This window comes from Paenibacillus sp. J22FR5 (genome assembly GCF_059691975.1).
This window is the reverse complement of sequence record NZ_JCAUAN010000020.1, coordinates 108,663-129,648: the sequence shown is the minus strand read 5'-3', so window position 1 is coordinate 129,648 and position 20,986 is coordinate 108,663. Positions and strand designations below refer to the sequence as shown.

The 20,986-nt window shown below is 44.9% G+C and carries 16 protein-coding genes; 14 read left to right on the top strand and 2 right to left on the bottom strand.

Annotation, left to right across the window (positions count from 1 at the left end; all coding sequences use genetic code 11):
• Window positions 1-161 (bottom strand): IS66 family insertion sequence element accessory protein TnpA (gene tnpA / locus AC58P7_RS22690; protein ID WP_497346909.1); only part of this gene is annotated, 161 nt, incomplete at its 3' end.
• Window positions 162-816: 655 nt separating this feature from the next.
• Between tnpA and ltrA the strand changes: the two genes are divergently transcribed.
• The 11 genes from ltrA (at window position 817) to AC58P7_RS22635 (ending at window position 17,159) form a co-directional block, all read left to right on the top strand.
• Window positions 817-1,818 (top strand): group II intron reverse transcriptase/maturase, encoded by a 1,002-nt coding sequence (gene ltrA, locus AC58P7_RS22685; RefSeq protein ID WP_497346893.1) that lies wholly within the window; start codon window positions 817-819, stop codon window positions 1,816-1,818.
• Entirely contained in the window at window positions 1,815-2,087 is a 273-nt protein-coding gene (locus AC58P7_RS22680; protein ID WP_497346891.1) for a group II intron maturase-specific domain-containing protein, read from the top strand. The genes ltrA and AC58P7_RS22680 overlap by 4 nt, the downstream gene beginning before the upstream one ends.
• Window positions 2,088-2,427: 340 nt before the next feature.
• A complete protein-coding gene (locus tag AC58P7_RS22675) occupies window positions 2,428-3,363 on the top strand; it encodes a carbohydrate ABC transporter permease (protein WP_497346889.1) in 936 nt (311 codons plus the stop codon).
• An 18-nt stretch (window positions 3,364-3,381) separates the two neighbouring features.
• Window positions 3,382-4,215, top strand: a complete 834-nt coding sequence (locus AC58P7_RS22670; RefSeq protein WP_497346887.1) for a carbohydrate ABC transporter permease — start codon at window positions 3,382-3,384, stop codon at window positions 4,213-4,215.
• Between the two features lie 136 nt (window positions 4,216-4,351).
• On the top strand, window positions 4,352-6,166 hold the full coding sequence (locus AC58P7_RS22665) for a cache domain-containing sensor histidine kinase (protein WP_497346885.1): 1,815 nt from the start codon (window positions 4,352-4,354) through the stop codon (window positions 6,164-6,166).
• On the top strand, window positions 6,159-7,781 hold the full coding sequence (locus tag AC58P7_RS22660; protein ID WP_497346883.1) for a response regulator transcription factor: 1,623 nt from the start codon (window positions 6,159-6,161) through the stop codon (window positions 7,779-7,781). The genes AC58P7_RS22665 and AC58P7_RS22660 overlap by 8 nt, the downstream gene beginning before the upstream one ends.
• Window positions 7,782-7,906: 125 nt before the next feature.
• Window positions 7,907-9,280, top strand: coding sequence for an ABC transporter substrate-binding protein (locus AC58P7_RS22655; protein WP_497346881.1), 1,374 nt, complete (start codon window positions 7,907-7,909; stop codon window positions 9,278-9,280).
• Window positions 9,281-9,445: 165 nt separating this feature from the next.
• Window positions 9,446-11,272 (top strand): heparinase II/III domain-containing protein, encoded by a 1,827-nt coding sequence (locus AC58P7_RS22650; RefSeq protein WP_497346879.1) that lies wholly within the window; start codon window positions 9,446-9,448, stop codon window positions 11,270-11,272.
• Window positions 11,273-11,293: 21 nt separating this feature from the next.
• Window positions 11,294-12,421 carry a glycoside hydrolase family 88 protein gene (locus AC58P7_RS22645; RefSeq protein ID WP_497346877.1) on the top strand — a complete coding sequence of 376 codons (1,128 nt, stop codon included), beginning with the start codon at window positions 11,294-11,296 and terminating at the stop codon, window positions 12,419-12,421.
• A gap of 149 nt (window positions 12,422-12,570) precedes the next feature.
• Complete coding sequence (locus AC58P7_RS22640) at window positions 12,571-13,482, top strand: transposase (protein WP_497346875.1); 912 nt, start codon at window positions 12,571-12,573, stop codon at window positions 13,480-13,482.
• Between the two features lie 467 nt (window positions 13,483-13,949).
• A complete protein-coding gene (locus tag AC58P7_RS22635; protein ID WP_497346873.1) occupies window positions 13,950-17,159 on the top strand; it encodes a 3-keto-alpha-glucoside-1,2-lyase-like domain-containing protein in 3,210 nt (1,069 codons plus the stop codon).
• Window positions 17,160-17,576: 417 nt separating this feature from the next.
• Here the strand turns inward: AC58P7_RS22635 and AC58P7_RS22630 are convergent, their stop codons facing one another.
• Window positions 17,577-18,536 (bottom strand): GerAB/ArcD/ProY family transporter, encoded by a 960-nt coding sequence (locus tag AC58P7_RS22630; RefSeq protein WP_497346871.1) that lies wholly within the window; start codon window positions 18,534-18,536, stop codon window positions 17,577-17,579.
• A gap of 426 nt (window positions 18,537-18,962) precedes the next feature.
• Between AC58P7_RS22630 and AC58P7_RS22625 the strand changes: the two genes are divergently transcribed.
• From AC58P7_RS22625 to AC58P7_RS22615, 3 genes are all read left to right on the top strand, one after another.
• A complete protein-coding gene (locus AC58P7_RS22625; protein ID WP_497346869.1) occupies window positions 18,963-19,196 on the top strand; it encodes a response regulator in 234 nt (77 codons plus the stop codon).
• A 621-nt stretch (window positions 19,197-19,817) separates the two neighbouring features.
• Window positions 19,818-19,991 carry a hypothetical protein gene (locus AC58P7_RS22620; protein WP_497346868.1) on the top strand — a complete coding sequence of 58 codons (174 nt, stop codon included), beginning with the start codon at window positions 19,818-19,820 and terminating at the stop codon, window positions 19,989-19,991.
• A 380-nt stretch (window positions 19,992-20,371) separates the two neighbouring features.
• Window positions 20,372-20,686 carry an ATP-dependent DNA ligase gene (locus AC58P7_RS22615; protein WP_497346866.1) on the top strand — a complete coding sequence of 105 codons (315 nt, stop codon included), beginning with the start codon at window positions 20,372-20,374 and terminating at the stop codon, window positions 20,684-20,686.
• The last annotated feature ends 300 nt before the right edge of the window (window positions 20,687-20,986 follow it).

Sequence of the window (20,986 nt, the reverse complement as noted above, 5' to 3'; positions counted from 1 at the left end):
GTACGAGTGGCAGATTCGATTGCGGTGAGTGGAATGAAGGTTTGAGCCGAAGAAAGAGTAGATGAGATCGCGGCATTTTTGAATTTACGTATCCAATATTTCATTTGTTCCAGGTCTACATGGTTGGCGGCGCACCAATGAGTCATTTTGAGTCTTGAAATCTGAGACGTGGACTTCCCACTCGTATTGGCGTTGTTCTTTTAGGGACATGAAGCAACCTCCTGTTTTTCTTAGGATGCCATCATCTTCTCATGAATAGGGGGAGTTTGTAAGGTGTGGACGATTTGACGCTTAGTGTGTCCTGAAGAAAAGTTGCAATGAAAGGGGGAATAAGCAACTTTTCATGCTTTGGAAGAGATGAGGGTTGGTCCCTCAGAATCGACATTCAGGTGTAGATTCTAAACCGCCAGTGGGTGCTACAATCAAAAGTTGTGGTGCTGAGCGCAATTGGAAAAGGCCAAAATGAATTGGTCAGGTACGCATCATGAAGCTGAACGAAAGTGAAGAACTGATGAAACGTCGTTAAGACGAAGTACGATCAAAACCAGAGATTTTAAGCGGTCACTGGGACAAAGTCTAGCGGAAACCTGATTACTGGCTAGATGATCGTCGGCGTAGAGGTTACAGGAGCATGATGCAGGCTCTTACAAGGAACAGGAGAAGTCTGAACCCTAATGAAAATCGAAAAACCCAAGCGATAAAACGACGAGGGTGAAAGTAGAGATGTGGGGTTTAGATGCGGAAGAACCCATAGTAGTGATGAATCTGCCGTAATGGCAGTGGAGCGAAGGGGTTCTGTTATCCATAATTCTTGAATTGAACAACCAGAAATGGGAGGATTTTATGAAAGAAGGAAAATCGTTTGAGATTTCTAAACATCAAGTGTTCGAAGCATACAAACGTGTCAAAGCGAATCGAGGTGCTCCCGGCATTGATGGTATGGATTTTACAGCATTCGAGAAGAATTTGAAAAACAACTTGTACAAAGTATGGAACAGAATGTCCACAGGAAGTTACATGCCAGAGGCAGTCAAGGGTGTAGAGATACCAAAGAAAAACGGAAAGATGCGACTCTTAGGTGTGCCCACTATAACGGACAGAATAGCGCAAATGGTAGTCCGCCTTAATTTTGAACCACTAGTGGAACCCATTTTCTGCGAAGATTCCTATGGATATAGACCAAACCGATCAGCTACTGATGCAGTAGGTACAGTTCGTCAAAGATGTTGGAAGATGCCTTGGCTAATTGAATTCGACATTGTAGGTTTATTTGATCATATTGATCATGAACTAATGATGAAAGCTGTTCGAAAGCATACAGATAACAAATGGATGATTTTATACATCGAACGTTTTCTAGGTGCACCTATACTGATGCCAAATGGTATCGTCAAAGAGCGGATTTCCGGAACTCCACAGGGAGGAGTCATCAGTCCAATACTTGCAAATCTGTTTATGCACTATGCCTTTGATCTGTGGATGGAGAGAAAGAATCCAAGAAATCCTTGGGCTAGGTATGCCGACGATGGAGTCATACACTGTTGGACGAAACGGGAAGCGGAGCAACTCTTGAACGAGTTGAGTGGTCGAATGAGAACGTGCAAATTGGAAATTCACCCGGATAAGACTAGAATCGTATATTGCAAGAGTGATAGATACCAAGGGATACATGAGTATGAAGATTTCACATTCCTAGGATATACGTTTCGCAACCGATATATTAAAAACAAACGAGGGGAATTTTCAATGGGTTTTCACCGGCAGTCAGCAAAGATGCCGGACAGGTCCTGCGAGATCGTATTCGAAACATCCGTATGAGCAATAAATCTGTTTCCATTGAGGATTTAGCCAAGTTGATAAATCCGGTTATTCGTGGTTGGTTTAACTACTTCTCGAAATTTGCGGCTGGAACTGCCAAAAGAATTCTTACCTATGTAAATCTCACCGTAGCCAGATGGACGAAGTCCAAATACAAGTCGATGAAAGGGAGCACACTCAGAGCAATGAGATTTCTGAAACGTATTGCACAGTACAACCCAAATCTCTTCTACCATTGGCAGATAGGGCTACTGCCCGCGATTGGATAACAAGAGCCGAATGAAGGGAGACCTTCACGTTCGGTTCTGTGAGAGACTGGGGGCGAAATTCCTCCGGTCTACTCGACCATAGATACGGCGCCTGCTCTCCGATCTGGGGGTACAAGATGTAATGGCTTTGCCTTAGGACTCATAATAATGCTTTCCAACCTCTCAGTGTTGCTATTCGATCTGTTTTCATAAAAAACTATACCCCTGCTGCGTCAGGTGCAACTATTTGGTCAAGATAAGAGACGGAAAAATCAAAATAACGTTATACTTACCTTCTTCTCATTCTCTATAATGAGGATATACAAGCAAATCAAACATCAAGTAAGAGGTGAAGGATATTATGTCTACAACAACAGAAGTGCTTACACAAGACAAGCCCATTCATAATAAACGTAATGTCCGCCGTCGTCAAGAAAACTTTGCTGGCTTTCTATTTGTCAGTCCCATGCTTATCGGCGTAACGGTACTGACGCTGCTCCCGATTATAGCTACGTTCGTTCTTAGCTTTGCGGACTGGAACTTCGTCGCCGGTATGAGTGGATTGAAATGGGTCGGGATGGAAAACTTTACGAAGCTGTTCGGAGATGCCATTTTCATCAAATCCCTGAAAAATAACCTGATTTTCGTCCTAACCGTACCAATTTACATGACCGTCTCACTGATTTTAGCCATTATTATCAATAAGAACGTATATTGGAAAGGCTTTTTCAAAGTGGCCTATTTCATGCCGTATATCTCCAGTGTCGTTGCAGTAGCGGTTGTTTGGCAGGTTCTCTTCCATCCATCTGCTGGTCCGGTCAATCAGTTTTTAATGTCACTAGGGTTTGATAACCCACCGAAATGGATCGCGGATCCGGCTTTCGCCTTATCCTCGGTGATGATGATTTCCGTGTGGATTTCAATCGGCTTTAATATGATTATTTACATGGCTGGTCTGCAATCCATTCCCAGAGATCTTTATGAAGCAGCAGAAATCGACGGCGCTAACGCTTGGGTTCGTTTCCGCCGGATTACGTTTCCGATTTTGTCGCCGACATCCTTTTTCTTACTGGTCACAGGTATTATTTCCACTTTCAAAGTGTTCGATTTAATCGCAGTGCTGACCTCGGGTGGCCCGATTAACTCAACGAGTATGATCGTCTGGTACTTGTACGATACGGCATTTGTTAACCTTCGTGTAGGATATGCTTCCTCGATGGCTGTCATCTTATTCGTCTGTGTACTATTCATCACGTTCCTGCAGTGGGCGGGACAAAAGAAATGGGTCAATTACTAATCGGAGGAGGAACTTCTCATGAAAGAACGGTTTAACTTATCAAAGCTTGCTGCCACAATCCTTTTGTTCATCATAAGTCTTATCTTCCTGCTCCCCTTCTTCTGGATGCTTTCCGCCTCCTTTAAATTGGAAACGGATGTGTTCAAATATCCGATCGAATGGATTCCGTCGCAATGGAACGCTATCGCGAATTACAAAGAAGTTTGGTTTGGTGAAAATCCGTTTTATCTTTACTACTGGAATTCCATTAAAGTATCTGTGATCACGACATTCATTTCGTGTATCGTTTCCGCGATGGCGGCGTACGGCTTTTCCAAAGTGGAATTCAAAGCTGGCAAATGGCTGTTCCTAATCGTTTTGGTGACCTACATGGTGCCAAGCCAAGCGATTTTGATTCCGCAGTTCATTTTGTACCGCAATATTGGTTTGTTTAATAATCACTTCGGTCTTGTTCTTATCGGCTGTTTCAGTGTTCTCGGAACATTCATGCTGCGCCAATTTTTCATGAGCATTCACAATGAGTATCTGGAATCGGCGAAAATCGATGGAGCGGGCCACTGGCTGATTTTTTGGGAAATTGCGTTCCCACTTGTTCGGCCGGCGGTTGCAACATATGCGATCCTACGCTTCATTTGGACATGGAATGACTACCAAAATGCCCTAATCTTCCTGCGTTCGGATAAATTATTCACGATTCCGCTGGCGATGCAGAAATTTGCCTCTCTGAATGGGGAATACTACTCCCTGATTATGGCGGCTGCAGTATCGGCCATCATTCCGCTCTTAATCATCTTTATCATTGGACAGAAGAGTGTTATTGAAGGCATTGCGCTAGGCGGCGTGAAGGGTTAATCAAAGAAAAATAGAGATCCATGTGGATGTCGTTTTTTGTCGGCGATACAATCGTATATAATGAGGAGAAGAGGAAGAGCTTAGGCTTCCTCTTTTGCTATTCATTTCATTGTAAAAAGGGGCGTTATTGCTGGTGATGACCAAATTTTCAATTAAATCGTTTCGCGGCAAGCTGACCGCGGCCTCCATCGTCTGCATCTTAATACCCGCACTTCTTACGCTGATTATCTATAACTATTTAACCCGCGATGCGGTCAAAGATCAGGCTGTCTTGAATGCGCAGCAGACGCTGCAGCTGGTGGACGGCCATGTGACGGGGACGCTCAAAAATATGCTGTATATTATGAATTACATCCAATACGACATGGGCATGAATATGACTTTTCAAGATTTCAATTTGAAAAGTGGTGATATGAACAATCCTTCGTATGAAGAATTCAGAGCCCGACAGGAGGTTTTAACCAAACTAGAGACCATAACCGGGGCAGGGGAGACAAGCGCAGGAGAAAAGAACTTTGTAACGGTGTTCCTCAACAATGGGACCTATTTCACGAACTATTGGGTATCGGATTATGATCCAACGGGATTACTGAAGGAGTTCTGGATCAAGAAAGTACGGACCTTGAGGGGAATTGATTCATTCTGGGTGGGCGCAGCACCGACCGAATTTTTGCAAGATAAAGATGATAGCCCATACCAATTAACAGTGGCTAGATCATTGCAAGATCAGAATGGGTTCATTGTGGTGACAATTTTGGAAAGAAAAATCGGTAATTATTTTAAAGAATTAGCCAAAAGTCAAGGTCAGGAGATTCTGCTGCTCGATAAAGAAGATCGCATCCTTTCCCATGCCGATAGTTCGAGGATTGGCGAGGCTTTCCCTTATTTAAAACAGCAGAACCGAAAGTCTCCCGAAATCGTTGAAATTGATCATCAGAATTATTTGATTTCCAAACGAGAATTTCCTATGAACGGCTGGAAGCTGGTTTCGCTCATTCCCTATAGTAAAGCCGTGGGAACCATAAATGGTATTTTTGAAAATGTGTTCATACTTCAGGTCGTATCGTTCATTTTGTTTTTCATTTTGTTGATGATGGCGATTCGCACCTATACAAGACCGTTGGTGAAGCTGGATAAAGTCGCTACCTCAATCCAACAAGGAAATCTCCATCTGCGCAGTGCTATCCGAGGTCAGGATGAAATCGGTCGGCTTGGAAAATCGTTTGACCAAATGCTCGATCACATCTCTGACATGATTATAGAAGTGACACGAACGCAAGCGAGGAAGCGCAAAGCGGAGCTGGATATGTTGCAGGCGCAGATCAATCCTCATTTCTTGTTCAATGTGCTGAATTCGATCCGGATGAAGGTGCTTGGCAAAGGGGATCGGGAGAGCGCCGATATGATCAGCTCGCTATCCAAACTCATGCGAATGACCATTCAGGATAAAGCCTATATTCTGCTGCACGATGAAGTGGATATTGTCATGGATTATATGACGCTGATGAATATGCGGCAGAAGGAAAAAGTAGCGCTGGATACGGACATTGAAGCGGATGTGTTCATGGAGCGTGTTCCTCGGTTTTTCTTACAACCGATCATCGAAAATGCGTTGATCCACGGTTTCAATCAGCAATCCGGCACGATTACGCTGGAAGCGCACCTAGAAGAGGGCTATATCCGAATTTCCATCCGTGACAACGGACAAGGTATGGATCAGAACTCACTTGAGCTCTTAAGGAGTAAGCTGCTTGCACGCTCGGAAGAGATGGAGCCCATAGAAACCGACAAGAAGAAAGGGTTCTCCAGTATCGGATTACCGAACGTGAATGAACGGATGAGAATTACCTTCGGGGATGCCTATCGCATGGAAGTGGACAGCGTCGAGGGAATAGGAACATCTGTGACCTTACTGATTCCCAAGCAAGAGGAGGTACAGGAAGATGTATAAAGTGATGCTCGTTGACGATGACTATCCCGTGCTGGAGCTGCTTTCGGGCGCTATAAATTGGGAGAAGCTTGAAATGGAGCTGGTTGGACTTTATGAAAATGGCGCAGTGGCGATGGAAGCTGCGATCTTGGATATGCCTGACATCGTCGTGACCGATATCGGGATGCCCCGCATGAACGGTTTGGAGTTGATTCGTGAGTTGAAGGACATGCATCCGACTATCCGAGTCGCCATTCTATCGTGTCATAATGAATTCCACTCCGCACAGCAAGCGATGAAGCTCAATGTGCAGGAATATATGCTCAAAGATACACTTAACCCTGAGGATTTGGAGAAGCTGTTGAAACAGTTCAAAATCAGCCTGGACGAAGAAAAACATACCCGGGAACGGCAAAATCAGCTGCGGCATTTGGTAGATCGCAATCGGGAGCAGCATAAAGAGACGTTCCTAAGAGCCACCATTCATGAACCTGTGCTGGACGAAGCCTCTTGGATGCGGGAAGCCGAATCCTTCGGGTTCAATCTCGTTGGTCGGACTTGTTTGCCGGTAGCCTGTTATATAGATGGACAGCGGCTTGCCCGTCAGCGTTTCGTTAGCGACGATGTGCTGCGCTTCGCTATGAATAACATTATGGAAGAGGTGCTGAAGAGCGGAGATCGGGAAGCTGTTCATTTTGCTTATGACGTCCTGCGCTCTTTCATTTTGATTCCTGCACCTATTGGGATTAAGACCAACCCCTTCGATAAAGCCTTACCTCTATTAGCTAAACTTCAACATGCGGTTGAGAAGACATTGAAAATCAAGATTTCTTTTATCATCGGCAAAATCAGCTCAACCCCATCCGAAGTCAAACAGGAGTTAAATGGCCTGTTAGGTGCTAACGGACAGCGGTTTTATATGGAACCCAAAGCAATCGAGAAGTGGATGGTAATGACTTACTCCGGGCAGGATTTATTTGTGGTCTACGACGAGGCGGTGACGGCGCTCCGGGAAATGCTGATCGAAAGCAATCCTAGCAAAGTGCAGCCGATGGTGGAGCAGTGGTTGTCTTATTTGCGGGAGCATCGTTATCCTCCGGATACGGTTAGGGATTGGATCTTAAAGCTCGTGTTGGATTTGAAGCTGAAGCTGAAGAGCATGCAGCTGTTTCGGAACCATTTTTCCGTGGAGATTCTCCATAAAGAACTGCTTGAGATGGATACCTTGGAGGAAATGGGGGAATGGATGGTTCATTTCTTTTCATCCTTTTTCATTGTGGCTGAGGATGTGAAAGTTCTGAGCAAGCGTACGGAGGTACTGAATGCCTGCCAATATGTCTCCCTTCATTTGAACAAGAAAATCTCACTTGATGAAGTATCTGAGCAGTTGTTTCTGAACCCGAGCTATTTCAGCCGATTATTTAAGAAGGAGACAGGGGAGACATTCATTGAGTACGTGAATCGGATGAAGGTGGAACGTGCTAAGGAGCTTCTGGATCAAACGAATATGACGGTGTCCAAAATTTGTGAATCACTAGGCTACGATAATCATAGCTATTTCATCAAAATGTTCAGAACCATCGCTGGAATGACACCTCTCGAATATCGCGGATTAGCGGAGACGAAGCAGCTATAGCATAGAAGTCAAAATAACGTCGATAATAGTAAAGATCGCGTGATCAGTTCGATTTCCCCCCTTGTTATAATAGGGATGTAAATGAGAAGTAAGCGTTTTAGTAAACTAAATATAGGAGGGTCACTATGAAAAAAATGATAACAAGCATCGTTTGTGGAGCTGTTACAATCTCCATGTTGGCTGGGTGTGGTGCAGCTAAACCAGAAACGGCTGCAACAACAACAGCTGCAGCAACAGCGGCTGCGAAACCGGTTACGATTAAATTTCATGCTTTCGGCAGCGAAGCTCAACAGAACTGGAGTAAAATCATCGATGGTTTCCAAGCTAAAAACCCGAACATTAAGGTTGATCTTATCAACCTAAGTGAAAAAGGGGATACCCAAGAATACGCGAAGAAGCTGGATCTATCGGCGGCATCCGGTGAAGATATGGATGTTATGATGTTCAGTGAAGCAGGTATGTACGCTCAGCGTGTAGCTTTGGGCATGGTTGCTCCGCTCGACGAATATATCAACAAAGAAGGCTATAAAGAGTCAGAAGAATATAAAGTAGATACGCAGCTTAATGGTAAATACTACGCGCTCCCAGGGAAATTCAACCCTTGGTACGTGCTCGTGAATAAAGACCATTTGAAGGAAGCCGGTCTGGAAGTTCCGAAAGACTGGACATGGACGGAATTCCAAGATTACGCTAAAAAGTTAACCAAAGGCGATGGCCCGACGAAACGTTACGGTACGTATTTCCATGGTCCTCAAGGCGGCGGCTGGCTTGAATTCATGCGTCTAGCGATGGCAAATCAACCAGATAACAGTGATTATTTAAAAGCAGACGGTAAGTCCAATTTGGACAATCCTCTTTTCCGCAAATCCGTTGAGATGCGTTACCAAATGGAGAAAGTGGATAAATCCTCAACACCTTATACAGACATGATTTCACAAAAGCTGCACTACCGTCCACAGTTCTTTAACCAAAGCGCAAGCTTGATCGTAATCGGCAGCTGGATGAACTCAGAAATCGGTGGTACGGAGCAGTACCCGCTTAACTTTAACGCGGCTGTAGCTCCATTTCCTAAAAACAATGCTTCGGATCCAAGCGGCTATTCCATGGTGACAACGGACTTCTACGCGGTTTCTGCCAAAGCGAAGCATCCGCAAGAGGCCTACCAGTTCATTCGTTACCTGACGACAGACGGTATCCTTGTTCAAGGGAAATATGTACCATCCTGGTCCAAAGTGAAAAATGATCAACTCGGCCAAATCGTAGACACGATTCTTAAAGGCACGAAAAATCCGGAAAAAGTGGACAGAGAGTCGCTGATCACTGTATTGACGAATGCAAGAGCATCCAAATTGGTGCCTCCTTCAACTTACCAAGCGGACGTCTATAAAGTGCTCAATGAAGAATATGAGAAACTTATTCTAGATAAGCAAAACTTGGATTCGATGATCAAAAACTCGCAAGAACGCACACAAAAAATTATTGATTCTGCTAAGAAGTAGTTTCTGGTATAGTCAAACAAATGGCACAAACAGGGAGAACTTCGGTTCTCCCTGTTTGTTAACTGATGAACAACGGTATGTGAAAAACGACCGGAGGACAGACGCATTAAACACATTTTATTCAAGAAAGTGGGTCGTATTCCGGTGAATGTACCATTAAGTAACATGGGAAGTTTGAAAACAGCGCTTCACGCGGTGAAAATGGATCCATCCCAGCTGTTGTTTGCCGGAGAAACTTCCGAGCAAGTGAAAACGCGCTTGCTGAGAGGAGAGATTAGCATACAGCTCGTGGAGGAGATACACATAGAGGGAGCCAAGCTGCTTCAGGAATCGATGACGGAGCTTAGCTACTCCTTATTCCGCTTATATGCGCAGCAGGGTTCACGGATTGAGTACGAGCATGTGTATTTTCGTCGTCGGAATCGCTTGACGACGTTTGGTTTATTAGCTTGGTTAGAGGATGAGAAGGGTGTCTATACAGATGCTCTTCATGATACGATATGGTCTATTTTGGAAGAATACACCTGGTGTTTGCCTGCGCATATTTTGCAGGGGCCGGAGATGCGGACTGCCGGTGTTGGGGAAGGGTTCACGATTGATCTTTTCTCGGCGGAGACGGCCTTCGCACTGAGTGAGATCAGCGTACTGCTGGGCGATGCACTGCCATCATTGCTTCGCGTACGAATCCGCGAAGAAGTGCTGCGCCGCGTGCTGCGGCCCTTCGTGACGCAGGCTCCCAGTGGCTGGGAGACCGCTACGCACAACTGGGCCTCAGTCTGCGGAGGCTCAATTGCCGCTGCAGCGATATACACGCTGCAGGATGTGGAAGAGCTCGCCGCTGTGCTTGGACGAGCGATCCCAGCACTGGACTCGTACCTGAGCGGCTTTGATGAAGACGGAGCCTGTACCGAAGGGTACATGTACTGGCAGTACGGCTTCGGCTACTTTACGTATGCCGCAGATCTGATTCAACGGCGTACCGACGGAGCCGTGGACTGGCTCCAAGACGACAAGGTACGCCAAATTGCCTTGTTCCAGCAGAAATGCTTCATGCATGGACGCAAGGTTGTGAATTTCTCCGACTCGCATGGGGAAGCCGGGATCTTCATGGGATTAAGCGGCTATCTGAAGCAGCTTTATCCGGAGCTAGAGCATCCTGAGCTTTCGCTGCGTGCCGTATACAGGGATGATCATTGCAGCCGCTGGGCACCGGCGTTGCGGAATTTGCTTTGGTCTCGTGAAGAAGCAGGAGGCAGTCCATGGCACACGGCATCCTACTATTTATCTGATGCGGAGTGGCTGGTTTCCAGACAAATGCAGCCGCAAGGGGCTTACGTATTTGCAGCTAAAGGCGGCCATAACGATGAACCGCACAATCATAACGATATTGGGCATTTTCTGCTCTATGCACAGGGAGAGACGCTGCTCGCCGACTTGGGGAGCGGACGATATACTCGGGCGTATTTTGGCCCAGAGCGGTACGAGATACTATGCAATGGCTCCCAAGGCCACTCAGTTCCGATCATAGATGGCTTGTATCAGAAGGCTGGAGCGGCACATCGAGCACAGGTGCTGGAGATCCTCAGCACAGAAGAGCAAGATGTGCTGACGTTAGACTTCTCAAGTAGCTATGGCACTGAGATGGTAAGAGAGTTGGTGCGAAGCTTTACTTGGCGCAAGTCGGAGCCGCCGACCCTCGAAGTGTCGGACAGCTTTGGGTTCGCGAAGGGTCTAACCACACTGGTGGAGCGCTTTATGACATGGTATCCACCTCAGCAAGCGGAGGATGGGCGGATATTGATTGCGCCATCGGATAAGGCGCAGCTTTATATTGCTTACGACCAAAGTCTGTTTGACTGGTCGGTCGAATCATTTGTCCACGACGATCACTATGGACAGCAACGGACTTGTTATGCACTTGATTTCACATTAAAGCCAAGTGGTCAGATACTATTAGAGTTATCAGCATCTTTTATATGCCAGTTTCAATAAAAAAATAGGAAGTGGACTAGAATGAACAGACAATCGGAGTGGGTGCAAGAGGCTTGGCAGAAAACGGTTGCCAAGGTAGCAAGAACAAGCAAACGGATCGGAGACGGCTTTCCGCATGCCAGCGTTCAAGGTGAGTATAAGCTGGAGCCTGCCTACTGGTGGACGGCCGGCTTTTGGCCAGGACTGCTGTGGCTTTTGTATCGCGAGACCAAAGACGAACAACTGAAGCTGTTAGCAGAGTCTTGTGAGCAGCAGCTGGATCAGGTCATCACAGATTACTACCGTTTAGATCACGATATCGGCTTTATGTGGACATTGACGAGCGTTGCGCGCTACAAGTTGCTTGGCGCAGAGGATTCGAAGCGCCGCGGCTTGCTTGCGGCCAATCTGTTGGCTGCACGGTTTAACGCGCAGGGGAACTTCATTCGTGCCTGGAATCCATGGCGCGAAGGGGAAGACAATGCCGGCTGGGCCATCATCGATTGTATGATGAACCTGCCGCTGCTGCACTGGGCCTCCGCTACAACCGGAGACCCGCGGTACAAGCAGATCGCCGTGCGGCATGCCGATATGGCGCTGGGGCGTTTCATCCGTCCGGATGGCTCCGTCAACCATATCGTGATCTTCGATCCGCACACCGGCGAGCAGCTCGAAGTGAATGGCGGACAGGGCTTCGCGCCTACGTCCGCTTGGTCGCGAGGCAGTTCGTGGGCGATCTACGGCATGGCCTTGAGTCATCTCCATACGGGAGATGAGCGATATCTGCATGCCGCCAAGCGCGCAGCGCACTTCTTTATCGCCAACTTGCCGGAGGATCACGTGCCGCATTGGGACTTCCGTTTGCCGGAGGGTATCAAGGCTTACCGTGATTCTTCGGCAGGCTCCTGCGCCGCCTGCGGTTTGCTGCTACTCGCTGAACAGGTGAGCGGCCAAGAAAGCACCCTCTACCGCCAAGCGGGTGAACGTATTTTACATTCGTTGTATACGAACTATGGCACTTGGGATTCAGAGACGGAAGAAGGGTTAATCCTTCATGGCACCAGTCATTACCCGGAGGGCAAGAATGTGGATGTTCCGCTCATCTATGGTGATTATTATTTCGTAGAAGGGTTATCCCGTTTACTAGGACACGGTGAATTGTTTTGGTAAGGTATAATTGAAATACAGAAAAGGCTGCTTAAAGTCAGAAATGACATTGAGACAGTCTTTTTTTTCTACGACAGCACAATTATCTAACAGGATTTTCCTTCAGTATGTCGAATGCATAGGGAGAAGAATTTGACAGGAGTGACCCCATTATGCTTTCGAAAAATCGCCTCGGCGCTGCACCAAAAGTTTATTTCAGACCCGAAATGAAAAACTGTCCGCATTGCGAAAAAAAATTAGCTCGTTCCCACAATGCATGGAACAAGAAAATCTCTACCTTAACCGGTGTTGTTCACGCGTGGAGCATGGCTTATTCTTGTCCCAATGAAAACTGCTCGCACGTCGGCGTAACCTATAAATCAGCAGAAGCGGAAGCACTTAGCGTGAAGCATTCTTCTTACGGCTACGATGTTTTGTGCCTCGTTGGTGAGCTGCGCTTCAAGCAGCATCGCACCTGTAAAGAAATTGCAGATGCGCTGAATGAACGCGGAATTGTGACCAGCGAACGGTACGCGCAAACGCTATATGAGCGTTATCAAACCCTACTGGCAGCCAGTCTCGACGATCATGTTAGACAAAGTCTGGCGGAGACCACGGCGCAAAACGGAGGGATCATTCTTTCCATGGACGGTGTCCAACCCGAGAAAGGAAATCAGATGCTATATGTCATTCGCGAAGTATTCAGCGGTACGATTCTCGCGGCTCAGAACATGAAGAGCGGAGCTGCTGCCGAACTGCGTACGCTTATTGATCCAATTATCGAACTGGGGTATCCCATCGTAGGTATTGTAAGCGACGGACAAGTTTCCATCCGGCGGGCTTTCGAATCGCTCTTGCCCGACGTTCCGTATCAGTACTTCCAGTACCATTATCTGAAAGACATTGCCAAGCCTGTCGTGGATGCAGATCGAAAGCTCAAAATGGAACTGAAAAAGAGCATGCGCGGCCTAAGGTGGAGCGAACGCTTATCCGAAGGCGTTCAACGTAGACAGTTTAATCGCAATCCCTTCACTTTTCTGCAACAATTGGAGGAGCAATGGGATCAAACTTCGGATGTTCGTTGATTGTTCCGTCGTAGTTTTTTTTCGGGCTGAAAACGGTTCAGTCACCGCGGAAATGTGAAAAAATTTTGCGAGTTGTGTTTCCCGCGCTAATCAGATTGGTTGTAAATGGGGAACAGTCGCGATGGTTGACCGGATGTCAGAATATTAAGTGATCTAGTAAAAATAATAAAGAAAGTGGTCGAAATAACGGTATAACTGTCATTGAATTTTCAAGTATGATAAACATGTCACCCGTATTAAAAAAGTAATCCAAAGAGGAGGTAATGTAATAATGAGAAAAAGCATAGCTAGGCTGTTTCCGTTTTTATTGTTAGCTGCAACAGTAACAGTCTGAATTGCATGAAATGAAACCGCTTACAAATTGACGGCGATAATGATTGAATTTTAGAATTTTGGATATATTATTCAAGTAACTTATCCATTTTATGCCATGAAATAGGTTATGGCAATACTAGGAGGTTAAATTTATGTTGGAAAGTAAAATTTCAAAAATCGTTCATCGCAATTGTACAACAAGCAGTCGCACAAAGCCGGCAAAAAAGATCCTTTCGTTTGCTTTCGTCACGACCCTTCTTATGACGAATCTTATCATACCGACAACAGCCAACGCTGCTACGACAATAAATATCGATGGAAACGGGACTTCCAGAACCTTCTATGGAATCGGCATGGTGAATTCCAGCGGCTCGTCAAAGCTGTTGCAGGATTATCCGGCGAATCAGCAAAGTGACATTCTGGACTTCTTATTTAAACCCAAATTTGGGGCGAGCTTGCAAATGGTAAAGAATGAAATTGGGGGAGACAGCAATACTTCCAGTGGTACTGAACCTTCGCACTGGAGAAACCAGGCGGACACTCCTGTCGCAAGGGGAGTTAACTTCTGGATTGCAAGCCAGGCGAAGCTCAGAAATGCAAACATGCAGTACGCGGCATTGCGATGGGCTACGCCTGCTTGGGTAAATACTGATACATTAAAGTCCAACTACCTTCTAAGTTATCTGGATTTAATGTCTGCCAATGGGACACCGGTCGACTTTATCGGACCTGGAGTCAATGAAGATAATTACACAACATCATTAGGTAATTTTGTGAAAAACACCTTTAAACCGGCCTTGGATGCAGGAGGGTACACATCGAAGATTGTCATTGCTGATGATACCAATACCAAATGGAGCGCTGCTTCTGCTATAAACTCGGATGCTGCCTTGAAGGCTGCTGTTTTTGCACAGTCTGCACATTATACAGACTCAAGCACATCCGCAGCGCAAAGCTCGGGCATGCCTCTTTTCAATTCGGAAAGTGACACTCCTATGATGGATTGGAGCAGAGGGATTTGGGTTGCGAGAAGAATTGCGACGGCCCTGTCCACCGGTAAGCAGTCCATGTGGATGTTTCAACCGGCGCTCGACAGCGTGTATGAAAACATCAAATACCAGCGTAAAGGTATACTTACCGCCAGTACTCCATGGTCAGGCCACTATGACATTCATCCAGACCTGTGGTTGACGGCTCAATTCACCCAGTTTGCCGATGTTGGCTGGAAAATACTTGACAGCGGTTCGGGTGCAGTTGATGCGGATAGTAATTATGTAACATTTAAAGATTCTACATCCAACAATTACAGTATTGTACTTGTGAATGCTGGAGCCTTTAACCAAACTTATACTTTCAATACAACGAACCTGTCAACCGCTGCGTTGAATGTTTGGGCAACCGACCGGAATTCTCAGTTTGTACAGAAGACATCCATTACTCCAAGCAGCGGTTCTTTTACGATTACTGTACCTGCACAATCGATGTATTCGCTTACCACCACGACAGGCCAGCAAAAAGGTACTCCTTCAAATTCGATACCGGCTAATAGTGACATAAGCTTGCCATATACCGATAATTTTTCAAGCTATGCCATTGGTGATCAACCGAAATATTTCTACGACCAGAACGGAGCTTTTGAAGTAGCGGATGACGGTGCAGGAGGAAAGGTCCTGAAGCAGGTTGTCAACACGAAACCGACAGCTTGGCTCCAGGGAAATAATCAGAAGCCGTTTAGTGTTATCGGAGCTCTTAATCATGCGAATTATCAGGTGAGTTCAGATGTTAAAATACCTGACACGTCATCTTTTGCCGGTGTGTATGCAAGGATCGTTGAAGTGGATGTTCTTGCTGCTGCTAACACACACCCCGAAGGGTATTCTATGATGCTTCGCGGAGATGGAAGCTGGGCCTTAAGAAAATCAACCGGTGGAACAGTAACAACCCTGTCATCCGGTACGATAACAGGGTATAATAACGCGAATTGGCACAATGTGAAGATTGCGGCCAATGGAACGACGATAACGGGGTATGTAGACGGTGTACTCATAACAACCGTAACGGACGATACATTCTCTTCAGGGAATGCCGCCATTGCATCTGATACGACCAGTTCCAGCACATGGCCTAATGTCATGTATGACAATTTCAAGATTGAAGCGATTGATGCGAATACCTTGGCATTTGTTAATCAGGTAGATGACGAAGACACCGGTTATTTAACATACTCTATCGGGAATTGGAATAACGAAATAAATACCAGCTATACCGAGCTGCATCGGACGAAGAGCAGTTCAAGCACAGCGAATGCAACTTTAGAGTTCTCCTTCAATGGAACTCAAGTCAGTCTTGTAGGCATCAAGAACAGCTCCGGCGGTACGGCAGATGTCTATATTGATGGCGTCTTGCAGACAACGATCAATACAGCGTCCACAGCGACAAAGAATAGGAATGTTCTATACAGTAATTACGGACTTGCCGCAGGCTCCCATATCTTTAAGCTAGTGGTAAAAACCGGAACGATCGTTGTTGACTACGCTGAAGCAGAAAGCATTAATTCGGCAACGCCTGTATCCACAGTGGCGGTGAATGACAATACGATGGGAGCAAATAATAACCAGTATCTGTATAACTCTGCATGGAGCTCCGGTTCACAGGGCGGAGCATACAAGGGAGACAATCACTGGAGCAGCGTGACGGATAATTATTACCAGATGAACTTCAATGGTACTCAGGTTAAGGTGTATACCGCAAAAAATTCCGGTCACGGTATTGCAGGCATATCCATCGATGGCGGGGCTGAGACGCTGGTGGATACCTATGCTTCAACCAGAGCGGATAACGCTCTTATCTATACAAGCCCTGAGTTGTCGCCTGGACAACATACGGTAAAGGTCAGAGTCACAGGTACAAAAAATGCAAGCTCATCCGGTTATACGATTACGGCAGACAGGATGGACGTCATAACACCAGTCACAGTAAATGACAACACAACGGGAACAAGTAATAACCAATATCAATATAATACTATATGGAGTTATGGTACACAGAGTGGGGCGTACAATAATGACAACCATTGGAGTAGTGTTACGAATAATTATTACCAGTTAAGCTTCAACGGTACTCAGGTTAAGGTATTTACTGCTAAAGCTTCAAATCAAGGTATTGCTGCTATATCCATCGATGGTGGGACAGAGACTCTGGTAGACACCTATGCTTCAACCAGATCGGATAATGTGCTTATCTATACGAGTTCTGTCTTGACGGCTGGACAACATACAGTGAAGGTCAGAGTAACAGGTACAAAAAATGCAAGCTCATCCGGTAATATTATTACGGCAGATAGGATTGATGTAATCAATTAGTACGGAGGCTAAGTAAGTTTCGGTAAATGGTCAAGAGGCCGGTCGATCGTCGGGAGCGTGTATTATATTCCGGCTGGCCGGCCTTATTATTTTAATTACTTGAGTCATGCAAAATCAACCGAATGTGACCCAAATGAGCATTGACCCAAATAAGCATACGTGTTGTCCAAACAGCCAATCGTCGTTTTAGGCAAATAACTTAAGATGCGTGAGAATATCGAAAAGAGATTTTTCTCCAAGGCCACATCAGACAGACTTCCGGGTCAGGATTGCATAGTAACAGACTGCGATTAACTATGTTTGATATCAATGTGACGGATCAATTCTTCGACAGTATTGACTGCAAGTCATAATACAAATGATATGTTTAACTTGATCAGATGGCAAGATGCGTCCACTCGGTATCCCTACGGTTGTTCATTCTACACGCCTCCCAATTTGTTTTTTGGACTTTACAACATAGTAGATCCTATTTGGATTTTTTGACACAATGTTATTATACACGAAGCTTTCCGATCGGCTTGCAAACTGGCAAAAAAGGACTTCATATTCAGGCGGGCGGCGGAATATACAGCTGTTCCTGTGACTAGACCAAAGATGACGCATGAAAAAGACCATGATTGGGTGAGTTGGGTTGCTCACCGGAGCTTCGGAATCTCGGTTGTCGTGATGATGGCCGCCGAGAAGTTCCCACAAATAAAGTAAGTTTTGAAATAAGTAGGCGTTCACTCTATTGGGTGAACGCCTACTATTTTTGGCATACGGGAGGAGGATGTACATTCCAATTAACTGGCTCATACACGCGGACGGAACCACTGCACCCATAAGTACTGGAAATAGTCCCTCAGCTAAAAAAGGGGTCAAGTGAGCCAGATCAATATCTCGGATAGAAAAAAAGAAGATAGGGATCAGCAGGACGATGATAATGAGAACAATCACTTCATTGCTCCTAGCGATAGCTTCGACTCCTGCCATTACGTCTAGGCAGCACAAAAACAACATGGAGACCATCAGTGCCAGAGAGGGAGTATTCATCAGGAGGTTGGTTTTAATAAACCCGGCATGTTGGTATAAAGAGTTGCAAATAAAGAGAAACAAATAATAAGTCAAATAAAATCCTACAATTTTGCCCGCACAGTTTCCACAAATCTCGACAGTATACTGCATGATCGATTGACCGGGATAACGTTTGGACAGAGCGGTCAATACCCAGATGTTCACAACTCCCGTAAGCGAAGCTGGAAAAATAGATATCCAGGCATTCTGCTTGGCGAAAGATACCATAATTCCGGGTACGGATAAAATGAGAGTAGAAACAATAAAGGTGAAAAAAAGTAAGCTTAACTGATTTCCGGATATTTTCTCGCTGGATTGCACTTTTTTTCACAACCTTTATGCGTAGTTTACATTCCCCTATTTTATCCACATTTATCCACAAGGATGGAGTTGTCGATGTAGCATGGAAAAATGGAAAAGCATGTTCGATCCTAACACATTTGCTAAAATGGTTGGTGATTTCTGCTTTTGTCAAACCGGATGATTTCGCCCTCGTTGTATGCCTGGCCTGAATCCTCGATACTTTGTATGAGCTTGAATCAGAATTAAACCTAGAACGAAGTATGGGTTTATTCACGGGGAACTGGGTCCTGACCATGTTTTGGTTAATGTAAGCGAACGTCTTTATTTATATTTTGGCGACGCCGGTAAACTGAGGATCGAAAGTGCGCCTGAGGCAGGGACGGTTGTCACGATCGAGTTGCCCGCCTGTACGGACAAGCCGAACCTTAAAAAGGAGGGATAATCTTGCTGCAAGCACTTATTGTGGATGACGAGCCATCTCATGTTCAGGGGCTAATACGGCATATCCCTTGGACGAATCTCGGTTTCACCATTCCACTTACCGCGGAAACAGGCGAATCGGCAATCTCTCTACTTCAAGGCAGTAAAATCGATGTGCTGATAACCGATGTATCCATGCCCGGCATGAACGGTATCGAGCTCGCTGCCGCAGCTAAATCGATACATCAAGAAATTTAGATTCTGATCATCAGCGGCTAGAATGAATTCGAATTTGCACAGGAAGCCATTGAAGTGGGGGTACAAGGGTATGTGCTGAAGCCTCTTAAATTAGGGGAAATCGAGCGTAAGCTAACCGCGTTCCGACAAACATCGGAGAACATAAAACAATTCAATGAACAGACGTTACGAATCAAAGCAATGGTGTCGGACAGTCGGGAGTTACTCAATGTGAGTTGTAATTCACTTTGTCACCGTTTGTAATATAGTTTGTCATCGATTTGGAACGTAGATTTGTCACAACTATGTCAGTCCCGATGTGGCTCAAAGCCTTGATACATCGGGATTTTTTATATTTTTTTAAGTTGGATTTTTTGGAGATAGTTACATGAGGCTGAAAATTACTTAGAAAAATCATCTTGAAATTCTCTGTAATAACTCTTGTCATAATTCGTATCCATTTGGAGGGATTTTTTTGAAAGTTATTGGGGATAACGTAAGAAGACTAAGAAAAATACATAACCTTAATCAAATTGAATTTGCCAAGTTAATAGGAGTTTCACAGGGTAGTTTATAGAATCTGGGAAATGTAATCCTTCCGTAGAAACTGTGGTTTCTATACATTTGAAATTTGGATGTTCTATGGAGTGGTTATTAAACACTGAGAGTCAAAATATATCGAATCATGTAGGATCTATATTTGAGCTTAGTACTCTAGAAAAAGAGTTAATTAGTGCCTTTAGAGAATTGGATAACAACAATCAAATGGAAGCCTTTGAAATAGTAAAACTTAAAATTAAGAGCAACAAAACTTGAGTCTACTTCATCGAGTTGATTGCCTGCATTTAGTGTTTTTCTAACATTCTTGTACAAGATCGAGGATAGATTCTGTTACACCTGCTGAGTATTAAAGAACAATTCCTTCAAGTTCCATTAGTCAGAAGAGTCATTTACAGTAAGAATCATATAGCAGAATTAAAATTAGATGGTTTACGGTGTATTATTTCCAATATGGATAAACTGTATGTGTATACGAGACACAATGACTTGATTACGCATAAATTTCCTGAGTTATTGAATTGTCCTGTGCCTGAAGGAACCATTCTTGACGTGAATTGATCGTGATGGATGATCAAAGGAAACCAGACTTTGAAGCGATGTCTGTGAGGCTTTTTATGAAATAGAATAAGAAATCTGTGGTCTTTTGTGCTTTTGACATTTTTCGATATAAAGGAATTGACGTAACGGGCCTTAGCTTACTCAAGCGTAAAGAACTATTGGATCAGGCTTTTAATGAAAATGAGAACTATAAAAAAGTTAAAGTTTTTGAGGGGAATGCGGTTGATTATTTTGAGCAAGTTCGTGGGCGGGGTCTTGAGGGAATCATTAAATCCAAAAAAGAGCATTCCAAATACGAAATAGAAAAATGCTCGATCCAATGGCAAAAGGTGATTAATTGGACCTACGCGGAAGTATACATTTCTGGTAATAAAAAAAATAATTTTGCCTAAGTTCGCTGTCGGGATTATTGAGTCAGGTGTATCACCAATCGACAAAAAAGTGCTAGATGGAGTGAAGAAACGTTTAGTATTTAAGGAAGACAAGAATTTTGCTCACATGGAACCGCGGATCATGGCCAGGATTAAGACAAGAAACTGGACCAAAAACGAAAGACTTCGATCACCTGTTTTCTTGGAATTCGTTATTTGAACATAAAAAAAGACTGAAATCACCGAATGTGGAAGTGGTGATTTCAGTCTTTTTGATATATGTGCCATATGCAAGGAGGGACTAAAAGTTTGACTAGACAA